This is a genomic window from Streptomyces hiroshimensis (assembly GCF_014650335.1).
Taxonomy (GTDB): domain Bacteria; phylum Actinomycetota; class Actinomycetes; order Streptomycetales; family Streptomycetaceae; genus Streptomyces; species Streptomyces hiroshimensis.
Genome location: NZ_BMUT01000019.1, coordinates 81,951 through 102,334, shown reverse-complemented (window position 1 = coordinate 102,334; position 20,384 = coordinate 81,951). Strand labels below are relative to the sequence as shown.

At 69.7% G+C, this 20,384-nt stretch carries 19 protein-coding genes and 2 pseudogenes; 5 read left to right on the top strand and 16 right to left on the bottom strand.

Translation table 11 applies throughout. The features are described 5' to 3' along the window. Positions 1-225: 225 nt before the first annotated feature. Positions 226-555 (bottom strand): DUF6191 domain-containing protein, encoded by a 330-nt coding sequence (locus tag IE241_RS31295; RefSeq protein WP_190025239.1) that lies wholly within the window; start codon positions 553-555, stop codon positions 226-228. A gap of 281 nt (positions 556-836) precedes the next feature. Here IE241_RS31295 and IE241_RS35070 point away from each other — a divergent pair, with 281 nt between their 5' ends. Then, a complete protein-coding gene (locus tag IE241_RS35070; RefSeq protein ID WP_190025238.1) occupies positions 837-1,079 on the top strand; it encodes a chaplin family protein in 243 nt (80 codons plus the stop codon). Between the two features lie 236 nt (positions 1,080-1,315). On the opposite strand, the gene IE241_RS31285 is transcribed toward IE241_RS35070, so the two are convergent. Continuing rightward, positions 1,316-1,873 (bottom strand): quercetin 2,3-dioxygenase, encoded by a 558-nt coding sequence (locus IE241_RS31285; RefSeq protein WP_190025237.1) that lies wholly within the window; start codon positions 1,871-1,873, stop codon positions 1,316-1,318. 164 nt (positions 1,874-2,037) lie between these two features. On the opposite strand from IE241_RS31285, the gene IE241_RS31280 reads away from it, so the two are divergent. Beyond that, positions 2,038-2,499: a MarR family winged helix-turn-helix transcriptional regulator gene (locus tag IE241_RS31280; protein ID WP_190025236.1), complete on the top strand. Its 462-nt coding sequence runs from the start codon at positions 2,038-2,040 to the stop codon at positions 2,497-2,499. Between the two features lie 861 nt (positions 2,500-3,360). Here the strand turns inward: IE241_RS31280 and IE241_RS31275 are convergent. The 6 genes and pseudogenes from IE241_RS31275 to IE241_RS31250 all read right to left on the bottom strand — a co-directional run bounded on the left by IE241_RS31275 (position 3,361) and on the right by IE241_RS31250 (position 8,151). Continuing rightward, positions 3,361-3,720: a helix-turn-helix domain-containing protein gene (locus IE241_RS31275; protein WP_190025235.1), complete on the bottom strand. Its 360-nt coding sequence runs from the start codon at positions 3,718-3,720 to the stop codon at positions 3,361-3,363. Positions 3,721-4,634: 914 nt separating this feature from the next. Continuing rightward, positions 4,635-5,468 (bottom strand): annotated as a pseudogene (locus tag IE241_RS35065) (transposase); the annotation flags it as partial. A gap of 195 nt (positions 5,469-5,663) precedes the next feature. Then, entirely contained in the window at positions 5,664-6,023 is a 360-nt protein-coding gene (locus IE241_RS31265; protein WP_190025234.1) for a peptidoglycan-binding domain-containing protein, read from the bottom strand. A gap of 59 nt (positions 6,024-6,082) precedes the next feature. Next, complete coding sequence (locus IE241_RS31260; protein WP_190025233.1) at positions 6,083-6,718, bottom strand: exonuclease/endonuclease/phosphatase family protein; 636 nt, start codon at positions 6,716-6,718, stop codon at positions 6,083-6,085. Between the two features lie 284 nt (positions 6,719-7,002). After that, positions 7,003-7,476, bottom strand: coding sequence for a hypothetical protein (locus tag IE241_RS31255; protein WP_190025232.1), 474 nt, complete (start codon positions 7,474-7,476; stop codon positions 7,003-7,005). A gap of 126 nt (positions 7,477-7,602) precedes the next feature. Further along, positions 7,603-8,151 carry an RICIN domain-containing protein gene (locus IE241_RS31250; protein ID WP_190025231.1) on the bottom strand — a complete coding sequence of 183 codons (549 nt, stop codon included), beginning with the start codon at positions 8,149-8,151 and terminating at the stop codon, positions 7,603-7,605. A gap of 455 nt (positions 8,152-8,606) precedes the next feature. Between IE241_RS31250 and IE241_RS31245 the strand changes: the two are divergent. After that, a pseudogene (locus IE241_RS31245) lies at positions 8,607-9,813 on the top strand (saccharopine dehydrogenase family protein). Positions 9,814-9,983: 170 nt separating this feature from the next. Here IE241_RS31245 and IE241_RS35150 read toward each other — a convergent pair. The 4 genes from IE241_RS35150 to IE241_RS31230 form a co-directional block, all read right to left on the bottom strand. Further along, positions 9,984-10,061, bottom strand: coding sequence for a 50S ribosomal protein bL37 (locus IE241_RS35150; protein WP_372504737.1), 78 nt, complete (start codon positions 10,059-10,061; stop codon positions 9,984-9,986). 31 nt (positions 10,062-10,092) lie between these two features. After that, entirely contained in the window at positions 10,093-11,355 is a 1,263-nt protein-coding gene (locus tag IE241_RS31240) for a glycosyltransferase (RefSeq protein ID WP_190025230.1), read from the bottom strand. Between the two features lie 119 nt (positions 11,356-11,474). Beyond that, positions 11,475-12,158 (bottom strand): DUF899 family protein, encoded by a 684-nt coding sequence (locus IE241_RS31235; RefSeq protein WP_190025229.1) that lies wholly within the window; start codon positions 12,156-12,158, stop codon positions 11,475-11,477. A gap of 388 nt (positions 12,159-12,546) precedes the next feature. Further along, positions 12,547-13,536, bottom strand: a complete 990-nt coding sequence (locus tag IE241_RS31230) for a Rieske 2Fe-2S domain-containing protein (RefSeq protein ID WP_190025228.1) — start codon at positions 13,534-13,536, stop codon at positions 12,547-12,549. 188 nt (positions 13,537-13,724) lie between these two features. On the opposite strand from IE241_RS31230, the gene IE241_RS31225 reads away from it, so the two are divergent. After that, the gene (locus tag IE241_RS31225; RefSeq protein WP_229900104.1) at positions 13,725-15,284 is read left to right on the top strand and encodes a flavin-containing monooxygenase; all 1,560 of its coding nucleotides are present in this window, start codon (positions 13,725-13,727) and stop codon (positions 15,282-15,284) included. A 48-nt stretch (positions 15,285-15,332) separates the two neighbouring features. On the opposite strand, the gene IE241_RS31220 is transcribed toward IE241_RS31225, so the two are convergent. The 4 genes from IE241_RS31220 to IE241_RS31205 form a co-directional block, all read right to left on the bottom strand. Beyond that, positions 15,333-16,127: an alpha/beta fold hydrolase gene (locus IE241_RS31220; protein ID WP_229900102.1), complete on the bottom strand. Its 795-nt coding sequence runs from the start codon at positions 16,125-16,127 to the stop codon at positions 15,333-15,335. A 295-nt stretch (positions 16,128-16,422) separates the two neighbouring features. Further along, positions 16,423-17,805: a carotenoid oxygenase family protein gene (locus IE241_RS31215; protein WP_229900100.1), complete on the bottom strand. Its 1,383-nt coding sequence runs from the start codon at positions 17,803-17,805 to the stop codon at positions 16,423-16,425. After that, positions 17,802-18,470 (bottom strand): TetR/AcrR family transcriptional regulator, encoded by a 669-nt coding sequence (locus tag IE241_RS31210; RefSeq protein ID WP_190025226.1) that lies wholly within the window; start codon positions 18,468-18,470, stop codon positions 17,802-17,804. The genes IE241_RS31215 and IE241_RS31210 overlap by 4 nt, the downstream gene beginning before the upstream one ends. Positions 18,471-18,600: 130 nt before the next feature. Beyond that, a complete protein-coding gene (locus IE241_RS31205) occupies positions 18,601-19,599 on the bottom strand; it encodes an asparaginase (RefSeq protein ID WP_190025225.1) in 999 nt (332 codons plus the stop codon). Between the two features lie 153 nt (positions 19,600-19,752). Between IE241_RS31205 and IE241_RS31200 the strand changes: the two genes are divergently transcribed. Beyond that, complete coding sequence (locus IE241_RS31200) at positions 19,753-20,283, top strand: GNAT family N-acetyltransferase (RefSeq protein ID WP_190025224.1); 531 nt, start codon at positions 19,753-19,755, stop codon at positions 20,281-20,283. Positions 20,284-20,384 lie beyond the last annotated feature (101 nt).

Sequence of the window (20,384 nt, the reverse complement as noted above, 5' to 3'; positions counted from 1 at the left end):
ATGCTCGCCCCCACATCCAGGACTCGCTTTTGACCACAGCAGGGAGGGAGTCGTGCGACAGCCTCCTGCTTCACCAGCGCGTGCACCGAAACCGTCCCGGCCCGGGCCCGGCCGGCCGCCAGGCTCGAAGAACCGCCGCCCGGCCAGCCGCCACGACGTGGGCCGAGTCCTCACCACCGGCCCACCCACCACAAGGTAGGGACAAAACCTCGCCGCACAGCAGAATCAGGCTGACCGGCGGCGCTCAAGACGAGCCACCCCGCCGTCGAGATCGATCCCGGTTCTCCGCGGGGCACCATCCTGCTCGTCATCCCGCAGCACCAGCTCAATACGGCGTTGCTCCAGCTGGACCCGCTTGCTCGGGTAGATCAGAGCATGCAGTTCCTCAGTAGCCGTGGCACCCACACCCCGGCTCCCCAGCTCCCGTTCCCGAAAACGGCCAGGCAGCCACCCCCGCCCCTGAGCCTGCCGGACCACATACTGGACGGCCGCCAAAACGAACAGCGGTATCACCACGATCAACACCACGAACGGGCTTGTCAGCAAGCGCACCATGAACCGACAACGCCCACCATCGCACCCATGTTCCGGCCGACTTGACCAGCGAGGATAAAACGCAAGCTGACCTTGACTTTTAACCTCAACGGGGCGAACGGCGCTTCGGGCTTGATCGCTCGGGCCGGAGAACGCCGGACGGGGAAACAGCCCTTTGCGCGGTCGGTTTGACTGATGACGCCAACAGCGGTGCCAGGGTAACGGCCTTGGCCCCTGGGCTACAGCTCGCTGCCGCCATCGGCACCCTCCTGCTCACAGCCTCTCCCGCCGTTGCTGGCGGCGTGATCGTCTTCGACTCACCGTCGACCGACAACAGCTGCGCGAACGCAGCTGGTCACACCCCAGGCAGTACCGCGTCCAGCACGGGGGCCGCAGCCGGAAACGTTTTGGAGGCGCCGATCGTCGCACCGTTCAACCAGTGTGGTGGTGCCGACTTGCCGGCCCTGCCCCTTAACGATCTGGGTGTAGGCGTTGTGGTGAGCGTCCTGGACGATGGCCTTGAGTGGACGCACGCTGACATCTGAAGGCTGTAGAGGTGAACCACCGCATCCCCCCCTCCCCAGCCCACGCTGCGGGCCGGGCCCCACTCGCACGCGCGCATGACCTTGGGGCGAGTCCGGACAGCTTCACCCGCGCGACAAGGACGGCATGCGAGATCAAATCGGCACTCTCGATCCGGTACCGAGCAGGCCCGTGCTCCGCCCTTTTACGGACGGCGGTACTGCTGCGGCTTGCCTCAGGCCAGGCAACGGCCGCAATCTCAGCGGGTGTGCCACTGGTGATCGGGCAGGAAGCGTACGTCGTACTGCTCGGGGACTGTCGCGAACGCCTCCGGGCCTGGAACGACGGGCTGATGCGGCAGCCCGAGCCCGTCCGCCGGTGCACCGAGGTTCTCGAAGAACCGCTCGAAGGTGCCACCGGGGCCGGCGGCAACGCCCACGACCTGGCTGTGGTGTCGCTCCATGCGGTAAGCGTGCGGGCAGTTCTTGGGGACGAAGCCGAAGTCGCCGGGGGTGAGGAGATTTTCCTGCTGGCTGCCCTCGGTGTCCTCGACGAACAGCCGCACGGCTCCGTGGGTGACGTAGAAGACCTCGTGGGTGTCGGGGTGCAGATGGGCCGGTATGAGATCGCCCTTCGGGCCTTCGACGGTGAAGAAGTTGAAGATGTTCTCGGTCTGCTCGCCGCCCGCGTAAATGGTGATGAGGTCACCGCACAGGTGAGCGCGGTCGCCCTCGCCCTTCTCGATGAAGTAAGGCCGACCAGGCTCCGCAGGGATACGTGAAGCGCGCCGGTAACGGGTTACGTACTCGATGGTCATGGGGGTGTGTGCCCTCCGGGCTCGTCGGAACGACCTCCGTCGTGAATGTCAGGTAGCCTGACATGGTGAAGTGGTGACGAGCAAGCCGACCAGGCGGTGCGAAGTCGATGAACACACCACGGGGCCGGGCGCCGGCCCCGTCCCAGCCCAGATGGGGAGACCGTATGACGCCCACTCGCCGCAGCCTTCCGCGGCTGCTCCACGACGCCCGGCGATGGTTTGAGGAAGGGCTGGTCGCAGCCCTGGAAGCAGCAGGGACCGCACCCGTGTCACCGGCGCAGCTTCAGCTGTTCACCGTGCTGGACGACCAGGGCACCACGGTCTCCGAACTGGCACGCCGCATGGGCGTCACCCGCCAGACCGCACACCAGGCGGTGCACGGCCTGATCGCCGCCGGCCTACTCGAACAGACCGCCGATCCTGCATCCGCCCGCCAGCGGCTGATTCGGCGCACGGTGGAGGCCGAACGCACGCACCGTCAGGCCTGCGCCGTGCTCGAAGAGCTGGAGGAACAGCTCGCCACGCGCATCGGACAGGACGCGGTGCAGATCCTGCGTACAACGCTGGAAACGCCGTGGGGTCCCGCGCTGCCACCTGATCCAGCCATGTCGGAGCCCCAAAAATGAGGAAGCTTCACGGGCTTCGTTTTCGGCAGAGCGAACCGGGTCTGGCGCGTATTTCGAGAATATTCGCCAGACCCGGTTCGCTCTGCCGAAAACACGGGCCTGTTACCCATCGGCCAGCATCCAGCCGATACTGGTCGTTCCGAGGAGCAGCGGAAAGGCGGACACGACCCGTGCCTCAAGAGGCAAGGACGCTGAGGCACGAAGGGGTCCGGCAGACAGGGGTGCCCACCGTGCTGCCTGCCGGAGTGAGAGGAGTGCGGGGCCCGCGAGTGAGGTGATGGGTTCTCGCGGGCCCCACAAGTCCGGCAGACGATGGCACCCCTTGTCAGGGATACCTGCCGGAGCGGGTGGAGAGACCCGCGAGGGACTGGGGGAGCCAAGTCCTGCGGGCCCTGGTATCCCGGCCGGGTCAAGCACATGAAACTGCCCGCCGGAGCAGAAACGACATGATCCGCCGGCACTCCGAGGCGAGCACCGCCATCCCGATGCCCTCCGCGCGATGCGGCACGATCGAGCCCGCCGCCGTCGTTCGGCCCCGCCCGGCCTCCTCGACCGGCGGCTCGGCCAGCACCTCGGCGACCGTCTCGTGCGCATCAGCCAGCCGTTGAAGTGCACACGAGCGAGGCGACAAGACGAACCACTCGAACTCTCCGGCCAGGGAACCGAGTTCATGTCCGACCAGCAGAACCCGGCGATCATATTCGGAATGCGGATGGCTTCTTACGTCACCGAGCCCGCCCGTCGGCCCGTACAGGGTCGTTGCCGTCGGCTACCCTCGGTCGCCACGGTCCTCCAGGTTACGGGCGGCGGCCGCACGGAGGGGACCTGCACCTGGGGCACGCGGACTGAGGGGCGGCGGGGTCAGCGGAGGGCCGGGTCCGGACCGTGGAGGCCGAGGGACAGCGGGAGATCCTCCCGCTGCTTCACCTTGAGCTTCTTGAAGACCCGGGTCAGGTGCTGCTCCACCGTACTCGGTGTGACGAACAACTGCCCCGCGATCTCCCGGTTCGTGTGCCCCCGCGCCGCCAGCGCCGCCACCCGCCACTCCGCGTGGGTCAGCCCGCCCGCCCGCTCCCGGGCGTCCTCCGCGGGCCCGGCCCGGTGCGAGTGAACGAGGGCTGCCGCCCCGCACTCCCGGGCCAGGCGGTAGGCCAACTCCGACTGGGTCCGGGCCCGTCGGGCCTCTCCCAGCGACCCGTGCGCCATCCCCAGGTCGAGCATCGCTCCGGGCCAGCCCCAGCCGGTCGCCGCAGGTCCGCAGCAGCTCGGTGGCCTCGGTGAGCAGCGGCAGGCGGTCCCGGACGCCGGTGGTACGGGCCAGCAGGTGCAGTGTCCGACCCCGGGTGCGCGGATAGCGGTCGCCGGCCAGCGCGAGCTGTTCGTCAAGGAGTTCACGGGCGCGCTCGGGCCGGCCCCGCCCGCGCGGGTACGCCGGCCGATATCCGCCTTCCCGAGGAGGCCAAGGACCGGCTTGCTGCCATCGCTGCCGCCGAGGGCCTGTCGCTGCGCACCTACCTTGCCCGCCTGGCCGAGACGCCGCTCACCCCGGCCGAGCGCGCCGAGAAGGCACGGGCTGTTTTTACCGGGGTGTATGGGTTCAGGCACGGATTCCGTGAAGTCGATCAACGGACCGTCACGGTCTGTGCTCGATGGCCGAGACTTGCATGGATGGCTGTGCGGGTGCAGGCTCGGTCGGACAGAATGCTGGACATGACGACTTGAAGAGTACCGGCCCGGCGGCAGCACTGGCACAAGGTCGGGAGCGGCTGGTCCGTTCTGGACGGTGAACGCCGGATCTGCGCCGCATGCGGGACGCCCGTCCGCTCGTACCAATACCGCTTCTATCCGCCCGAGTCCTCCATGTTCGAGCGCTGCATCGGGTTCGCCTGGTGCTCAACTTGCAGGATCTACTCCGGAAACATGGTTCACATCCCGCGGAAGCGGGTTCTGGTCGATGCCCTCGTATCCCTTCCCCTTGAGCAACGCGAGCGGTTGCTGCGTTCGGAAACGGGACTGATCGAGTTCCTGGACCTCGGTGGGGGTGCTTGAAGGGAGTCCTGCCAGGAGACGGCGGCCAAGGTGACGATCAGTGACTTCTGAAAGGTGAGTGAGGGGGCCCGCCAATGTGGGCCCCCTCAGTGCGATCCGGTCACTCTCGTGAACTCAGGGAAGTTCAGCGCCCGAGTCGGCTCGCGGTTGGTGGCCCGGACGGCGTCGAGTTCAGCTAGCCAGCGCAACAGAGTGGCGGTATCCCCGGTGCTAGTGACGCCCCAGGGAGCGCTCTGCGCTTGAGCAGAGCAATCTCCTGGACCGCAAGGTGCCCTTGCCTCGAATTGCCGTTTGGCGGCCAGCGTCGAGATGTTTCCCAGGACTGAACTGCGACCCAAGAGGCAAGCAGGGGTGCCAAGGTCTCGGGTCAGGAGATCGCGCGGCGGTATGGGGTCTACTTCACTATGCGAGAAATGAATATAGGGGTCTATTGGCAAAAACGGACTCCGATAGCGCTGCTTCTTCACCCCCACGCCATATTCGGGCTGCGCGTCAGCTTGCGTAATTGGACTACCTGCACCTGTAGATACTGTGGTGGTCGTGAACCCGGCACCTATTTCGGGGTGGTTCGGGCCAGGTGTTGCGGTGCCGTCTAGGCTGGCCGTCGCAGAGGACCTCTGGCCGGGCGGTGGGATTGAATTCCTGTGCCCAGAATCTATGAAGAGACCGCAAAGGTGGCGTCGGATGCCGTTGCGGATGCCGTTCTGGAAGCCGCGTCCCCGATAGCCCTGGTCAGCCCACAGGTACCGCAGCCGCGGGAACTTGCCTGCGCAACGGGCGAGCAGGACCTCGACGCCGTCACGGTCGTTGACGCTGACCGGGCTGACGCACACCGCCAGGACCAGGCCGAGCGTGTCGACCATGAGGTGGCGCTTGACGCCGTGCACCTTCTTGCCGCCGTCGTACCCGTGCCAGCCGCCCCGCTCGGTGCCTTTGACGCTGGGCTGTCCACGATTCCGGCACTCGGTGTGGGATCACGGCCCCGGTTCAAGGAGTTCCCACTCCACATCGGACAGATCCGTCGCATACGCAGCACGCCCACCGGTCACCGCCCGCCTCCCCCGAAGGAGCGACTACCAAGCCGCCTTCCCTGAACGGGGCTTGTCAGACACCCTCTAACACCATGCGCGTAGGGCGGGCCAGGTCTTCGGGCCGACTTCCCCGTCGACGGCCAGCCTGCCCTTGCACAGCCTGTTGTAGTGGTCCTGAAAGGCGCGCACGGCGGCTTGCGTGTCCTGTCCGTACTGGCCGTCGATGCCGAACGGCCCGATGTCGTAATCGCGTTTGACCAGGATGCACTGGGCTTCCTTCACGGCCTCCCCGGACGAACCGAACTTGATGACGACGCTGTTGCCGTCGTAGAAGCCGCAGGTGAGGGGCGTGCTCGTGCTGACGTTGCCCGTGACTGAGGCAGCGGGCGCGGCGGCGTCGACATCGACGGCATCGGTGATGCGGGAGCCGTGAGACCGAGACACGCGGTCAGCAGTACGGCAGCAGACCTGACGAGGGACGTGCGCATGGGGACCGCCTCCTGTCAGAGTGTCACTTCGGCCCACAACGGCTTGTGGTCGGAGACCTTCGAGGAGGTGGCGTCCGACGACGTCACGTGGACGGACGGCGGGACGAAGAGGTAGTCGAATTTGTCGCCACTGTCATGGGTCGCCTCGCCGCTGCGGCACCAGATGTAGACCGATCCGACGAATTCGCCTTCCTTGATGGTGTTTCCGCAGGGGCTGTCGGTCTCCTTGAACGTGCCGTGGGCGCCACGGCCGTAACCCGGGTCGTAGAAGTTGTCGGCGACCGCCGAGAGAGGGTCGTCGTCGAAGTCCCCGCCGAGGAACTTCGTATACCCGGCGTACTCCGCCCTCGCGAGAAGAGCCTTGGCGGCTGCGGCTTCCTTGCGCCGGACGTTCAGTGGGAACGACTCGTTTCCCGAGGTCAGGTATGCCGAGCAGATGAGGAGTCTGCGGGAGCCCGACTTCACGCAGATGATCTGCCGGCGCTCGATGGGTTCCTTGATGTCCGCGGGGGACAGGACTTCGGCGAAGGACTTCTCGATGCCCAGGTCCTTGCGGTACAGCACGGCATTCTGCTGCAAGGCGTTGCTGTGGTAGCACTTCACCGGGTTCCGGGAGGAGCCCGTGCCGGCGAAGATGTCCGCGGTCACCACAGTCCTGGACACTACGGACCAGGGCGTCCGGCGCCTCATTGGTGAGCTTGCCGTAGACCTTGTTTCCGCCCGCCTGGTTGAAGGTGCCGATGATGATCCGGTCCGGGATCCGGTCCGGGATCCGGTCCGGGGTCCGGTCCGGTGACAGCGGGGCGGCCGCAGATGTCTGTGTTCTGACTCCCGGCCGACCCCGCGCGGCAGAGGCCGGCCCGGCCGAGAGGAGTCTGCGGGGCGCACGAGCACGTGTGCAAGGGCGGGAACTGGCCGAAGAAGTGGGCGACTGATCAGCTGTCGAGGGTCTCGTCGGCTTCCTCGAAGTCGCTTATCTCCGGAGTGCCACGGACCGCGAAGAAAGGAAGGACACCCTCCGCCACCACGTACTTGCGGGGTAGCGAGAGGCCGAAGTGCCTTTCGATGATGCCGATGGTGCGGCGATCGCGGTCCTTGTACGGCTCTTCCTCCTGATGCGCGGAGCGCTGCTCGGTACCCCCGCGCCAGTGCTCCTCACCGATTCCGAAGGAGCAGATGAGCTGCCCGTCCCGGGCGTGGTCGAACGTCTTCGGGGGATGTTCCGGCATCGGATCCAAACGGACGGCGTCCACTCCTCCGTGCGACACCTTCAGGAGGCGCTCACGGCCCGTGGAGTCGCCGTATTCCACGGCGAAGGACCATGCGCCGCTTCTGCCGACGCGGATCAGGCCGTCCCCGTCCTCACCAGGACGGTACTGGCCGTCAAAGACCGCATCCCATGCTTCCATGTCGCTGATCGGCCGGTGACCGGCACCTGTCCGTCCTCCCTCTTTGCTTCGTACATTAGAGGGCCCCACTGACACACAGGCAGTGCGCCAGTGGGGCCGCGTGCGCCATCGAGCTGCGTGGGAAATCTAGGACGCTATCGACCACTTCAGCTGCGCCGGCGCCGATGCCGGGCTTCCCGTGTACTTGGTGGTGTACGCCGGCGCCTTGCCGTAGTCGTCGCCCCCGCTGCCCAGGTACCAGCCGTTCCCTTCGTTCTTGACGAGTTTGGTGCTCGCGTCGTAGGACCACTTCAGCTGCGGGGGAGCGGACGCCGGGTCGCCGGTGTATTTCGTGGTGTACGCGGGGGCCTTGGCGGACGAGGAGTCGTCGCCGCTGCCGAGGTACCAGCCGTTCGCCTCGTTCTTGATGAGCTTGGTGGCGGGGTCGTAGGACCACTTCAGATTGCCGGGTGCCGACGCGGGTTCCCCCGTGTACTTGGCGGTGTACGTGGGAGCCTTGGCGGCGGAGGAGTCACCGCCGCTGTCGAGATACCACCCTGCTTCCTCGTTCTTGACGGGAGCCGGGGAGGGGGCGGCCGCCTGTCCCGCAGCGGGGATCAGGGCCACCATGGTTGCAGCAGCTACAAGGATCGCGGACCGCCGGGCGAGCGGGTGCACGAGCGGGTGCACTGGCATGGTCTTCCTGCCGTTTCTGCGCGTGATTCGAGAAGGCGAACGGTTCGCCCCTCAGAACCGCACTGTCCGCAATGAGCATGAGCCAGCGCTCGTTTGCGTACCTACCGGAACCGTTCCCCACCACCGGTTCGTGCATGGGCACACGGCTCGGCGCGGGTGCGCAGCGGCGGCGCCGCGCGTTCGCGGGCGCCCGGCGTACGCGTGAGGGCACCGCCGCCGGCACGGCTGCGGCGGCCCCCGCCTGCGTGGCGGGTTTTCGATACATGGCCGGGGGACACGCGGATCGAAGGTGGCTGTGTGCCTGTAGGAGCCGGACACGCGGAGAATCACCTGAGGGCGGACGGACACGGGAAAGCGTTCCGGGCGCCCGACGCCCAGTGGCTTCGGCCTCGACCTCGACCTCAGCAGCCGGAGGCTCCATGAACCGCTCTGTGAGCAGCGCCCAGAGCACCCTGATGAACAGGCAGACCGGCCCGGAACGCCCCTATGACGTCGTGCTCTTCGGGGCGACGGGGTACGTGGGGGAGCTCACGGCCGAGTACCTGCTCGCGCACGCGCCGAAGGGATGCCGGTGGGCGCTCGCCGGCCGCAGTCGCGCCAAGCTGGAGAAGCTGCGGGACCGGCTGGCGGCGCTCGACTCCGTACGGGCCGCGGACGTGGCTCTGGTGACCGCTGATGCGGACGGCTGATGCGGACGATCGGGCTGCGATGCGTGCGCTGGCCGAGTCCGCGCACGTCGTCGCCTCGACCGTCGGCCCGTACATCTCGTACGGGCAGGAACTGGTGGCGGCGTGCGCGGAAGCCGGTACCGATTACACGGACCTCACCGGAGAGCCGGAGTTCGTGGACCTGATGTACGTACGCCACGACGCGCAGGCCCGCAGGACGGGCGCGCGGATCGTCCACGCCTGCGGATTCGATTCGACGCCGCACGACCTCCTCGCGTACTTCACGGTGCAGCAGCTGCCGGAAGGGGTGCCGCTGACGGTCGACGGCTTCGTGCGCGCGTCGGGGATGTTCTCCGGCGGCACGCTGGCCTCGGCGCTGACGATCGCCTCACGGCAGCACCAGGCGAAGGCGGCGGCCGAGGAGCGGGGCCGGTACGAGCCGCAGCCGGCCGGGCGCCGGGTCAGGGCCCCGCTGGGGGCGCCGCGGTTCAGCAAGGAGACGGGCACGTGGGCGCTGCCGCTGCCCACGCTCGACCCCCAGGTCGTACGCCGCTCGGCGGCCGCGCTGGAGCGGTACGGACCCGACTTCCGCTACCGCCACTACGCGTCGGTGAAGTGGCTGCCCGTGGCTCTGGCCGGGCCGGTGGGGCTGGGCGCGCTGTTCGCGGCTGCGCAGGTGGCTCCCGTGCGGTCCTGGCTGGCGAGCCGCTACGAGCCGGGGAGAGGGCCGAGCGCGGAGCAGCGGGCGCGGGCCTGGTTCCGGGTGCGGGCCGTCGGCGAAGGAGGCGGCCGGCGTGTGTTCACCGAGGTCACGGGCGGTGACCCGGGCTACGGGGAAACGGCGAAAATACTGGCCGAGGCGTCGCTGTGCCTCGCCTTGGACGACCTGCCGACGACCGCCGGGCAGGTCACGACGGCTACGGCCATGGGCGACGCGCTGATCGGGCGGCTGCGGGATGCCGGTATGCCGTTCCGTGTCTGTCACACGGACTGACGAGGCGCGCATTCTTCGCCCTGGGCGGCGTCCCTCTTCTTGCGGAGTCCTTGTGCGGTCGCTGCGGAGCGTGCCGTCGCTGCGGAGCACACCGGAACGACGCCCCCCTGGCCCGCTACCCCGCCGGCAGTCGTCAGGCTGCGGGCGGGGTAGCGGGCGGGGTCAGGAGGTCAGCACTGGGGCCGCTTGCCATGGTTGGCCGCCTTACTACGGCGGGCTCTCTTCTTACGGCGCCGCTTCGAGGACATGCCGTCTCCTCTTCCGTGGTTTTCGACCAATTTATACCGTTTCGGCGTGATGTGCCTGGTGGGCGTCTGTGCCGGGTCGGCTGACGGCGTCGAGCAGCAGCTTCGCGGCCACGGTCGCCCCGTCGGTGCGGAACGTGCCGGCCACGGCGGTCGCTCGTGCGCGGGTCTCGGGGGCCAGGGCCGTCCCGAGCGCGGCCGACAGGGACGCGACGGTCGGAACCGGGCCGTCGTGTGCCGCGCCGATGCCCAGGTCAGCCACCCGGCCGGCGAAGTACGGCTGGTCGCCTCCCTGAGGTATGACCACCTGAGGCACGCCCGCCCAGGTGGCCGTCGTCGTTGTGCCTGCGCCGCCGTGGTGCACGACGGCCGCCGCCCGGCGGAACAGCGCCTGATGGTTGACCTCGCCGACGGCGAAGCAGTCGTCCCCCTCGTCGATCAGAGCCAGCTCGGCCCAGCCGCGGGAAACGACCGCGCGGCGGCCCTGCGCACGGATCGCCTCGATGACCATCCGGGCGACGTCTTCCGGATCGCGCATGGGAACGCTGCCGAAGCCCACGTACACCGGAGCTGTGCCGGCATCCAGGAACTCCACCAAATCGGCGGGGAGCGGGCGTTCGTCCGGCAGGACCCACGCGCCGGTCTGTACGACGCCGAGGCCCGCGGGCTGCTGCCACGGGGCCAGGACCGGGTCCGCCGCCAGCCACGGCCGGTCGGTGAAGACGTGGTCGCGGACGTTGCCCAGCGGCGGCAGGCCGATCGACGCCCGGTGACTGTTGACCGCCTCGCCGAACACCGCCTGCGCGTCCTGGGCGTCCCGGTCCCACAGCACCCGGTTGTCGGTCACATCCGGGGAGAGCGGCCGGCCCGGCCGCGGCATCGGCGGGTGGTGCGGCGACGGCAGGCTGACCGGCTGATAACTCGCGTACACGTAGCGAATGCCCAGCTTCTCGGCCGCTGACTTCACACCGGCCACGGCCGGCACGAGGCCGGTCGCCACCAGCACGTCACACCCCTCGGCTGCTGCGGTGACGTTGTCGTGGAATGCGGCGACCAATTCGGCCGCGCGCCGGGGCACGCCCGCCGCCGACGGCGGTGTCTTCCCCGTCACCAACCGGCGCACGGACTGGCCGGTCGGCACCATCCCCACGCCGACCCCGGCCAGCCGCTTCGCGAACTCCTCGTCCGGCGGCGCGCACACCCGTACCTCTGCGCCAAGTTCCTGCAAGCGCACTGCGAGTCCCACCAGCGGCTCGACGCCCCCGCGCGAATCGTAGGCCGCCAACAACACGCGCATTTCGTGACTCATTTCCGTAGTTCTGGCGTAAGTTCTGGCGTAGTTCCGGCTTCGAGGGGTGATTCTGCGGCATGTCCGGGTCCTTGCCTCAGGAGGGGCCTGGCCGAGGTCAGTAGAGGTCAGTAATCGAGGCTCGGGTACCAGTCGCCGCGGCCCTGCGGGGTCAGGTCGAGCAGGTGCCACACCGGGGCCAGGAGGTCGATGCCGCGCTGGTCGATGTCGTCGGCCATGCGGGGGTGGGCGGAGTACAAATGGCGGACCGTGCCGTCACCGTCGCGGGTGAAGACGGAGACGGTGGAGTCCTGTGCGCCATCCTTGTCCTCGCTGCCCAGGTCGTACTTGAACGTGCTGTCGCCGCAGCTCAGGAGCCGTAGCCCGTGCCAGCCGCGGTCGCGGGCGTGCTGCCGCAGGGCAGGCGGGTCGGCGGCCGCGGCGATGACGAAGTCGGCGTTGCGGGCGATGTGGCGGGCGATGCCGTTGAAGCCGTCGATCCACAGGGTGCACATCGGGCAGGGTTCGGTCTGCAGCTTGCCGTACATCAAGTGGTAGACGATCAGCGGGCGGTCCGGGGCGGTGAACAGTCCGCTCAGGGTGACCTCGCGGACCGGCGTGTCGCCGGCGTCCAGGTCGGCGGGGCCCTCGGTGAAGACGTAGTCGTCGACGGGCGGGCCCTGCGGGAGCGACCGCCGCTGGGCGGCGACCTTCTCCCGGTGGCGCATGAGCTCGATCTCGGCCAGGCGCAGCTCTTCGCGGGCGGCGAGGTAGTCCGCTGATTCCCCGGCCAGTCTGGTGTACCGCAACATCGCGTCGTCCTCCTAGGGCGCGGCCGGCCCCCCATCCCCGGTCCGGATCCCGGGCCGCGGTCCAGGCGTCCCTGGACCGGTGGTCCAAGTCTATGGCGGCTCCAAGGGTCGCCGACAGCCGAGCCTGCGCGTCCCATCGGTGTGCCCTGCCGTTCCCGGGCCAGTTCCTCCCAGCCCGCCGGACGCCGGGCGGGGCCGTCGCCGGGGACGTGGCGCACGGCGTCGGGGGCGAACCGCACGGCCTGCCGGAAGGAGCAGTCGTCCACGCGGGTCGCCACGGGCCGCCCGCGCCTCGCGCAGGCCAGGTTCGGTCCGTCGCCGCGGCCGACCGGCCGGTCGGCCGCGGCAACCGGCTCGGGGCCGGGGGCCTCTCCGACCGTCAGCGGTTTCACGAGGGCGGATAGAACTGGCGGACCCAGCTGCGGTAGGAGCCGATGGCCTCGTCGCCCGCGGCGAGGCGGGGGCGGGGCTCGTAGCGTTTGGTGTTCCAGATCTTCAGGTCGTCCTTGAGGGCGTTGACCGCGCCCCACAGGATTCCCCGGGCGACGCTCCGGGCCAGAGGCTGCTGCAGGAGCGGCAGAGCAGACCGTGGCGTCCCGTCGAGGCCGGTGCACGCTGCCGCGACCAGCATGCGCGTGCTCCTGGGGCCGGTCGGCGTGTGCATGGCCCAGAGGTGGATCGCGAGGCCGAGCGGGGGCATGGAGGTGTCGGTGCGGAAGCAGCCCACCCCCGCGAGGAGGAACGCGTACTCGCTCGTGATCTTCAGCGCGGGAAACCGCTTCGGCGCCAGTTGCAGGCGAAGCCGGAGGAAGGGCCCCTCGGCCTGAGGCGGTACGAGTTCCCGCACTGCCACCCCGTGCAGCGTGTTCAAGTGCCGGTAGTCGAGTGAGTTCTCGGAGAGGTCCTGGGCGTGGGTGAGTACATCGGCGGTCCAGACGGCCGTGGGAGGGGGGATCGCTCCGGGCGCGCCGGGAATCTCCCACGTGGGCGGAGCGTCGTCGTGGCCGCGCCAGACGAAGACGAAGCCGTCGCGTTCGCGGAGGGTGTGGTGCTCCAGCCGGATCCGCGGTGCCCGGCCGCCGGGGGCGTGGACGCAGGCGCCGTCGGGGGCGTAGGCGAAGTTGTGGAACGGGCACACCAGGTTCCGGCCCTCGACCGTACCGAGGCCCAAGTGGGCCCCGAGATGCGGGCAGTAGGGCCGCACCGCGCGGGGCCTGCCGTCGCGGGTGCGGTAGAGGACGACATCCTCGCCCGCGAACCTGCGGCTCAGGACGGCGCCCGGGGCGAGCTCGCGGGAGAGCGCCAGGCAGAACCAGCCGCTGGGGTAAGGCAGCACCGGGCCCCGGCCGTCTCCCACGACGCTCGGTTCCGTCCTCATCCCCATCCCCCTCCCCATCCCCCTCCCCATCCCCCTCCCTATGCCACGCAACTCAACCGCAGAGGCAGGCCGTCGAACATCCTTCATGCAGAAAAACACTCGTATGAGGGGTATTGCGCTGACATCGCCCTTGCGGCCGCCGTCGGGGCCTACTGTTTGCCCTCTTTCTGTTGGCAGGGGGTGCCGCCGTGACCGAGGAGCCGGTCGAGAGCCGCGATCACGAAACCCGCGATCACGAAACACGGCTGCACGAGGCAGAGGTCCTCGTCGTCGGAGCCGGACTGTCCGGGGTGGCCGCCGCCATCGCCCTGCGCCGGGCCGGCTTCGACGGCGTCGTCGTGCTGGAGAAGTCCGCGCGGCTCGGCGGTACTTGGCGGGACAACACCTATCCCGGGTGCGGCTGCGACGTCCCCTCGGTGCTGTACGAGTACTCCTTCGCTCCCCACCCCTGGAGCCGTTGCTTCGCCGCACAGCCCGAGATCCTCGCCTATCTCGAGACCACCGCGGCGGCCCACGGAGCCGACAAGGCGATCCGCTACGGCACGGAAGTGCTCGGCGGCCGCTGGGATCCGGACGCGCACCGCTGGACCCTCCAGACCACCAGCGGCACCTGGACGGCCCGCGCCGTCGTCGTGGCCACCGGCCCTTGGCACCGGCCCCGTTACCCCGACGTCCCCGGTCTCGACGGCTTCCCCGGGCCCGTCTTCCACTCCGCCCGCTGGGACCACTCCGCCGACCTGACCGGGCGTCACGTCGCCGTCGTCGGCACCGGAGCCTCCACCGTCCAGTTCCTCCCCGAGATCCAGCCCCGGGCCGCCCGCGTCGACGTTTTCCAGAGCACCGCCGACTGGGTACTCCCCAGACCGGACTACACCCTCCCGCCGGCCGCCCGCCGATTCCTGAAGCGCCACCCCGCGGCCCACCGTGCGCTCCGCGGCCTGCACCACTGGACACAGGAAGCCGTCGGCGTTTCCCTGCGCCATCCCTGGATGCTGCCACCGCTGGAGGCCGTAGCCCGCCGCCACCTGCGCACCTCGGTACCCGACCCCGCCCTGCGCCGGGCCCTGACCCCCCGGCACCGCCTCGGAGGCCGCCGCCTGATCGCCTCCGACACCTACTACCCGGCCCTGACCAGGCCCAACGTCCACCTCCACCCGACCCGCGTGGCCGAAGTGCAGGGGTCCGACGTCATCGGCGCCGACGGCACCCGCACCCGCGCCGACCTCATCGTCCTCGCCACCGGCTTCCACATCGGGGACCTGCCCCTGGCCCACCGCCTCCACGGCGCCCACGGCACCACGCTGGCGCAGACCTGGTCCCAGGGCCGCCGCGCCTACCTGGGCACCAGCGTCAGCGGATACCCCAACCTCTTCCTCCTCCTCGGACCGAACCTGCTCACCGGCCACACCGCGGTGCCCACCGTCCTCGAAGCCCAGCTCCGCTACATCACCACCGCCCTCACCCACCTGCGCACCGGCGGACACACGGCGATGGACGTACGGGCCGAGGCGGAGGCGGCGCATCACACCGCCCTTCACGCCGCGCTGCAGACCACCGTCTACAACACCGCCGGCTGCTCCAGCTACTACTTCAGCCACCCGGGTGTGAACACGTTCTGCTGGCCCTGGTCCACGCGCAGGCTCGTTAAGCGCCTGCACGCGTTCGACCCCGGCTCCTACAGCTGGTCATCGTCGGCCGCCCCAGGCCGGGCCGGTCACCAGGTCACCCATGTCTCGTGGAGCCCGTAGGCGGCGGTAGCTCGCCGGTTTGCGGGGCCGGGGCTCTGGGGCCTGTCTTCAGCGTTCCGGGAGGGGATCGGCAGTGCCACCGACGCTGTCAAGCAAGCGCTCGATCTCGGTGATGATGATCCCGGGTTCGGCCGTGGGGACCATGTGGTCGGCCTGCAGGGCGGGAACGTGCCGTCCGCGCGGCGACTGCTGTGCCCGGTACGCGTGGGATTCGTTCACGGACTTGCGGGCCCGTGCGCTCATGCCGGGGGTGGGCCGGGTCGCGGAGATGACCGTGACGGGGATGTCGCCGAGTTTCGGCGGGTGGTCGCGCAGGGCGCGCAGGTCGGCCTCGATGGAGGCCTGTTCGGCGCCCATGGTGCGTATCGCCGCGACGGTGAAGGCCTCCGCGCGCATGTCGGCGGCGGCATCGGGCGGAAGGGCGGCGGTCACCTTGCGGAAGAGGAAGCCGAACACCCCGAGGCGGGCCAGCAGCAGGGCTGCCCCGAGGCGGATCTTCTCCTGCTTGCGGACGGAGCGCTCGAAGAGCAGGTCGCAAGCCTCGTCCGTGGGATCGACCAGCACGAGGCCCGCGATCCGCTCGGGCCGGGCCGCTGCGGCGACGCGTACGATCAGGCCGCCCCAGCTGTGTCCTACGAGGATGAAGGGGCCCGGCCCGAGGTGGTCGAGCAGATCGCCCAGGTCGTCGGCGAGCCTGGTGAGAGGGCGTCGGCCCGACGGGTCCGGGGCGCTGCGGCCGAGGCCGCTGCGGTCGTAGACCACTGCCCGCGCCGAACCTGCAACGGCTTGCTGGACGAGCGCCCAGTACGAACGGGTCGAGGCCAGACCTCCCTCGAACACCACGGTCGGCCTTCCCCCTTCGGCAGGCCCCGGCTCCGACCCTGGCCCCGTCCCCGTCCCCGTCCCCGTCCCCGGCTCGGGCCTCGGCTGTTCCATGAAGAAGAGCTCGCGGCCGTCACGGGTCCGTGCGGTGCCGGGTATGCCCTGGCTGTGCTGTCGCTGCATGGTGACCGTCCTCAGAAGCGGATCCGGCAAGCCGTTCGACCGAAGGTGAACTTAGGTTAGCCTAAGTTTTCGGTGGGGTGGCGACGTGCAGCGCGGGCCTCCCCGCCCCCTTCCGGCAGCCCGAAGAGGCCGGTTATCCGGTGGGCCGATCGTCCGGGACCCAGTTGCCGTGGAGGCCGAGCGGGACTCGGGCGGGCAGGTGGATACGGGCGATCGGCCGGCCCGTGAAGTCCTGGGACGAGAGGATCACCAGGTCTGCGGCGCCGCGCTCCGGGTTGTGCACGTAGGCCATGACGTACCCGTCGTCCTCCGCCGTGGGCGCCTCGGCGGGGACGAACACACCTTCGCCGACCGCTGCGTAGCGCCCGAACTCGTGCGCCTCCGTGGTGCCGCGCACCAGGTCGTGCTTGAGCAGCGCACTGCTGAAGCCCACGTCCGGCCGCTGGTCCTCAGGTCCGGCGGGCGGTGCGTAGAGCTCGACGGCGGCGGCGTAGCCGTACCGGTACGGCCTTCCGGTGAAGCGGGAATTGAGGCGGGGGAACTCCTGGGTCCGGTCGTCCAGTCGCTGCTCCCGGACGGTTCCGGCCGCCAGGTCGATGGTCCACCGGTCGAGTGTGGGGCGGCTGGTGCCGAAGTCCCGGATGTTGAAGCCCTCGGGATGGCGGACGATGTCGACGACGATCTCCGTGCCGGTCTCGTAGGCGTTGAGGGTGTGGCCGACCAGACTCGGCGAGACCTCGAACCAGCGCACCTCACCGCCCTCTCGCGGCATCACGCCGACCCGGGCCGGGTGGGTGTCGTCCCAGACGAAGGGCACCCCCGTGGCGAGGTGAGCCGCGCTGAAGACCACAGGGGCGTCGAACAGGACGACGTGATGTTCCGTCAATGCGAAGTCGTGCATGTACGGGTTGCCGGGCGCCGGGACGGTGGTGGCACGCTGCACGGTGCCGGCGGCGTCCATCACGATGTGCTGGACGTGCTCGGAGCCGTAGCGGAAGGCGAGCGAGTGCAGCTCGCGGGTGTGCGGGTCGAAGATGGAATGGGCGTTGGCGTTGTAGCCCTCGGGCGTCGCGCCGAGGTCGCACGGGCCGACCGTGTCCAGCTCGTAGGTGAGTTCGTAAGGCTTCAGCCCTCCCTCGATGAGGGCGAACGTGCGCCCGGCCAGCCCCGCCACCTGGACGTTCGGGGCGAAGTCCATCCGCTCGTCGGCGACGGTCCCGCGGCGGGGTTCACCGAGGCGGTCGGCGACGGAGGCGGAGCGGACCCAGCGGTTGCGGTACCACTCGGCGCGCCCGTCGCGGATGCGCACGCCGTGCACCATGCCCTCGCCGAGGGTCCAGATGTGCGCGGCGGCGTCCTCGATGCCCAGCGGATTGGGGCCGGTGCGCAGGTAGCGGCCGCTGAGGTGGGACGGTATCCGGCCGGTGACGGGCAGATCGTAGGCGGTGATCTCCTCGGTGACGGGTGCGAAGTTCCCCGACAGATAGCGGTTGGTGATCCTCGGCATCGTCGTCATGCGGTCCGTCCTCGGTTCGTGGTCTGCTCCGGCCGGACCGGGGAGGCCTGGGCCGGGGAGGCCTGGGTCAGAAAGGCCTGGGCCACGGCGGTCATCAGCGCTTCGTAGCGGCGGGCGGCGGTGTCCGGCGGGAAGTGTCCGGCGATTTCGAGGCTCACGGCTCCGTGCGCGGCTGCCCAGAAGAGCTTGGAGATCTCATGGGCGTCGCCGGGCCGGAAGACGCCGGCCTCCATGCAGGCGGCGACCGCCTCGGCGGAGGCGTCGAAGGCGGAGGCCGCCACGGCCAGGGACTCGGCGGTCGGACGGTAGCCGGGGATGGCCTGTTCGAACATGACCCGGTAGTAGGCGGGCTCGGCCAGCGCGCGCTCCCGGTAGGCGGTGCCGAGCCGGGTGAGGTGGGCCAATGGGTCGGCTGTGCGCGGGACTTGCTGCTGGGCCCGGCGCAGCCGCGCGAACCCCTCCCGGTACAGGGCGTCGGCGAGACCGTCCTTCCCGCCGAACATGGTGTAGAGGACCTTGGTCGAGGTGCCGATCTCGGTGGCGATCCGCCGTATCGTCAGCGCGGCGATCCCCTCCTCGACCAGCAGTCCTATGGCGCAGTCGAGGACGGCGGTGCGTGCAGCCTCCTGGCCGCTGCGCAGGGCGTCCTGGTAGAGCGTGCTCATGGGTAACACTGTAGCTCACAGGTAACGCTGTTACCGCCTAGGGGTTCGTATGCAACACGCGGACACCTCGGTCGAGTTACCGATCCGATCCGATCCGTGCCGTGCTGAGCAACCAGTGGTGGACGGCGAACTACCGGTAGCCGTGCTCGGCGAACGCCGCCGCTGTCTCCTCGCGCCCGGCACCTTCCGCCAGCAGCAGGCGCAGCAGCACCCTGGCCTTGTACGGATCGAGCAGTCCGCCGTTGATCAGCCCGCGCCGCTGCAGGTCGGCCTCCGAGCCGGGCGCGCTGTAGGTGTGCCGCAGCACCGGGCCGCTGCCCGTCCGGGAGGTCAGGACGACCGGGATGTGTTCGGCGAGCGCGCCCAGTACGGGTGCCAGGGGAGCGGGTACGTGCCCGACGCCGAAGCCGGCGACCACCAGGCCCCGGTACCTCTCGGCCAGCCCGTCGAGCTGAGCACCGTCGTCGTCGAGCGTGACGCAGTGCAGGGCCACGCGGGCGGCGTCGAGCCGCGCTCTGTCGAACCCGGTGAATCCGGCCGCCGACAGGACGGTGGCACGGCGCTGCGGCGCGGCCAGGATCCGGACCTCGCCCTCGATGACGTGACCTGCCGGGCCGGCGTTCGGTGACGTGAACGTCGCCGTGCTCATGCTGTGAGACTTGCGGACCCGACGCGCTGCGTGCACCTCGTCGTTGAAGGCGACCAGCGCTCCGAGGCCGCGCGCCGCGGGCGAGGCGGCGACGCGCGCGGCCGCGAGCACATTGGCCGGCCCGTCGGCGCCGGCCATGCCCGGCTGCCGCATCGCGCCGGTCAGTACGAACGGCGCTTCGTGCGGCCAGACCAGATCGACGAGGAACGCGGTCTCCTCCAGTGTGTCGGTGCCCTGCGTGACGACAACACCGGCCGCCCCCGCCGCCACGGCACGCGAGGCGGCGTCGACGACGTCGAGCACCTGCGTGAAGGTCAGGCTTCCGCTCGGTACGGCATGGACGTCCTGCACGTCCAGCGACACCCCGAGCTCGTCGAGCCCGGGCACGGCAGCGGTGATCTCGGCGCCGGTCAGCCGCTCACCCTTGGCGCGCCCGGACACCGAAATCGTGCCCCCGAGCGCGAACAGTGCGATGTTCACGTTGCCCCCTCATGACCGTCGACAGCCGCCAGGTTACGTTCCCCTGTCTCCGTCTCCTCCGTCTCCTCTCCGAGGGCGATCCTGATCACTGGAGCGATCGCTTGTCAGGAAATCCGCATGCGGTTCGGTCGGCCCGCGTGATACTCCACCGCCATGGACGATCTTGTGACAGCGCGGCTCGTACTCCATCCGATGAGTCCCGGCGAGGCGGAACGCCTACTGGTGCGCGAGCCCGACGGCGGTGCCCGGTGGGCGCCCGGATACCCCGACGAAGGGGATGTGGCCGGAGCCAGGCGCTTCCTGAGCGTCTGCGCGAGCACCGGTGACCCCCAGCCGTTCGGCGCCTATGAGATCCGGCGGCGCGAGGACGGACGCGCGATCGGCGGGCTGGGCTTCCACGGCCCCGCGGACGACGACGGCAGCGTCACGATCGGCTACGGCCTGATCCCCTCGGAGCAAGGCAAGGGATACGCCTCCGAGGCGCTCCGCGCGCTGCTGGCGTTCGCCCGCGCCCACGGCATCACGCGCGTGCAGGGTGACACCGACCATGACAACGCCGCGTCCCAGCACGTCATGACGGCAGTCGGCATGCGGCTGGTCGCAGAGGACGAACGGCTGAAGTACTACGAGATCACCTGGGCCGAGGAGCCGCGAGGTGGCCTTTGCGGTCGGCTGCTGCCGTAACTCCCGGTCGTCGGTGTCGTTATGCGGTGGCGGAGGCCGCAGAGGAGACCGGGCCGCAGAGGAGCCCGCAGCAGGCGACGTCAGGAGGAAGCACTCGCCGT

Excerpts from the sequence above, each read along its gene's own strand:
- IE241_RS31250 (WP_190025231.1), bottom strand. The coding sequence starts at position 8,151 with ATGCCAGTGCACCCGCTCGTGCACCCGCTCGCCCGGCGGTCCGCGATC.
- IE241_RS31240 (WP_190025230.1), bottom strand. The coding sequence starts at position 11,355 with ATGCGCGTGTTGTTGGCGGCCTACGATTCGCGCGGGGGCGTCGAGCCG.
- IE241_RS31275 (WP_190025235.1), bottom strand. The coding sequence starts at position 3,720 with ATGCTCGACCTGGGGATGGCGCACGGGTCGCTGGGAGAGGCCCGACGG.
- IE241_RS31280 (WP_190025236.1), top strand. The coding sequence starts at position 2,038 with ATGACGCCCACTCGCCGCAGCCTTCCGCGGCTGCTCCACGACGCCCGG.
- IE241_RS31295 (WP_190025239.1), bottom strand. The coding sequence starts at position 555 with ATGGTGCGCTTGCTGACAAGCCCGTTCGTGGTGTTGATCGTGGTGATA.
- IE241_RS31285 (WP_190025237.1), bottom strand. The coding sequence starts at position 1,873 with ATGACCATCGAGTACGTAACCCGTTACCGGCGCGCTTCACGTATCCCT.
- IE241_RS31230 (WP_190025228.1), bottom strand. The coding sequence starts at position 13,536 with ATGAGGACGGAACCGAGCGTCGTGGGAGACGGCCGGGGCCCGGTGCTG.
- IE241_RS31255 (WP_190025232.1), bottom strand. The coding sequence starts at position 7,476 with ATGGAAGCATGGGATGCGGTCTTTGACGGCCAGTACCGTCCTGGTGAG.
- IE241_RS35150 (WP_372504737.1), bottom strand. The coding sequence starts at position 10,061 with ATGTCCTCGAAGCGGCGCCGTAAGAAGAGAGCCCGCCGTAGTAAGGCG.
- IE241_RS31215 (WP_229900100.1), bottom strand. The coding sequence starts at position 17,805 with ATGACGACGATGCCGAGGATCACCAACCGCTATCTGTCGGGGAACTTC.
- IE241_RS31200 (WP_190025224.1), top strand. The coding sequence starts at position 19,753 with ATGGACGATCTTGTGACAGCGCGGCTCGTACTCCATCCGATGAGTCCC.
- IE241_RS31210 (WP_190025226.1), bottom strand. The coding sequence starts at position 18,470 with ATGAGCACGCTCTACCAGGACGCCCTGCGCAGCGGCCAGGAGGCTGCA.
- IE241_RS31235 (WP_190025229.1), bottom strand. The coding sequence starts at position 12,158 with ATGTTGCGGTACACCAGACTGGCCGGGGAATCAGCGGACTACCTCGCC.